The organism is Specibacter cremeus, from assembly GCF_003946885.1.
GTDB lineage: Bacteria > Actinomycetota > Actinomycetes > Actinomycetales > Micrococcaceae > Specibacter > Specibacter cremeus.
Genome location: NZ_RWKQ01000068.1, coordinates 1 through 1,717 on the forward strand (window position 1 = coordinate 1; position 1,717 = coordinate 1,717).

Sequence of the window (1,717 nt, forward strand, 5' to 3'; positions counted from 1 at the left end):
CTCGCCACCGGCCAACCCTGGATCCCCACCACCACCTGACCAGTTACCGAAAAAATAGCCCTGCCAAACAACTCCGGGCCGCCGGACACACCGCTACCGCAGGTTTTCAATGAATCAACGAGGGTCTTGCCGCGGTCCCGAAAGCACGCCATACTGACCTGACTCGACACGGCCCGACAACCGTTAAACCGATTTGCCATTCCAGTTGTCACGGATCCGCTCGCGTCTGGGAAGGGAACGTCATGAAAGAAAACAAGCACACACCCTGCTGCAGCATCGCCCCGCCGGACCTGCTGGCCCGGCTGGCCATCGAGGGCAGCCACGAGCAGCAGGAGGCCGCGGTGCGAGCCCTGGCCACCTCCGCGGCCATGCGGTCACAGCGTGCCGTGGTGGGCCGGCTCAACCGACAGTTCAACCTGAACATGGGGCAGATGATGGGGTTCACCATCTCCGCCGACCGGAAACTGACCGTCTACGACACCCAGAACAACGGCCGGACGTTCCTGCCCGGGGTCAGGATACGCGGGTGGGGCGAACCGGCCGTCGAGGACCAGGGCGTGAACGAGGCCTACGACGGCAGTTCCGCGACCTACGACTTCTACCACGATGTCCTGCAACGCGACTCGCTGGACGGTGCCGGCATGGAGCTCATCTCCTCCGTGCACTACGGGGTGGGCTTCGACAACGCGTTCTGGGACGGCGGCCAGATGGTCTACGGCGACGGCAGCGGCCGGATCTTCCAGGTCGGCGCGCTGACCCGGGCGCTGGACGTCATCGCCCACGAACTCACCCACGGTGTCACGGACTACACCGCCGGGCTTATCTACAGCAAGCAGGCGGGCGCGCTCAATGAGTCGTTGTCGGACGTCTTCGGCTCGCTCGTCAAGCAGTACAGCCTCAAGCAGGCGGCGGCCGACGCCGACTGGCTCATCGGTGAGGGAACCCTGGTCCCGGAACTGGGCAAGGCCCTGCGCTCGATGAGCCATCCGGGCACCGCCTACTCCGGCGACCGGCAGCCGGGGCATATGGACGACTACGTGGACCTGCCCGACGACAACGACCCCCGCAACGACAATGGCGGTGTGCACATCAACTCCGGCATCCCCAACCACGCCTTTTATCTGGCCGCCACCGCGCTCGGGGGTTACGCTTGGGAAAAGGCGGGAAAGATCTGGTACCAGACCCTGGTCGCCAGGCTGCGTCCCAACACCCAGTTCGACGAGGCCGCGCAGGCCACCGTGGATGTTGCGGGCGAGATGTTCGGCGCCGCCGAGCAGAACGCCGTGAGGAATGCCTGGCAGGAGGTCGGGGTACTGACATGAAGCTGACGGTTCGACGCGGCGGCGGCCTCGCCGGCATCGTCGCGCGGACCGAACTGGATTCGGCCGCCCTGGCGCCGGGGGACAGGCGGGAATTGACCGCCGAGGTCGACCACGTCGGATTGCGGACCAGAGCGGATCCGCCCGTGACCAGGACCTGGCCGGACTCCCAGCTCTATGAAATTTCCCTGGAGGACGGGGGCCGGCGATACAGCCTCCACTACACGGACGAATCACTCCCCGAGGACGTCGGACGGCTCCTGGCCTGGATCGACGGGCGTCCCGAACGGGTTGAATCCCTGGAGATGTGAGGTTCCCGGCCTGCCGTGGTTGAGCCCGTCGGTGATTGAGCTCGACCACCGCGGGTCTCGACAGGCTCGACCACCGCGGGTCTCGAC

2 protein-coding genes are annotated in these 1,717 nt (G+C 66.0%); both read left to right on the plus strand.

Annotated elements, in window-relative coordinates:
* Positions 1 to 242: 242 nt before the first annotated feature.
* On the plus strand, positions 243 to 1,322 hold the full coding sequence (locus tag EJC77_RS19065) for a M4 family metallopeptidase (protein WP_125616501.1): 1,080 nt from the start codon (positions 243 to 245) through the stop codon (positions 1,320 to 1,322).
* Entirely contained in the window at positions 1,319 to 1,630 is a 312-nt protein-coding gene (locus EJC77_RS19070; protein ID WP_125616504.1) for a protealysin inhibitor emfourin, read from the plus strand. Before EJC77_RS19065 ends, EJC77_RS19070 begins: the two co-directional genes overlap by 4 nt.
* The last annotated feature ends 87 nt before the right edge of the window (positions 1,631 to 1,717 follow it).

Coding starts and splice junctions, on each gene's coding strand:
- EJC77_RS19065 (WP_125616501.1), top strand. CDS start 243: ATGAAAGAAAACAAGCACACACCCTGCTGCAGCATCGCCCCGCCGGAC.
- EJC77_RS19070 (WP_125616504.1), top strand. CDS start 1,319: ATGAAGCTGACGGTTCGACGCGGCGGCGGCCTCGCCGGCATCGTCGCG.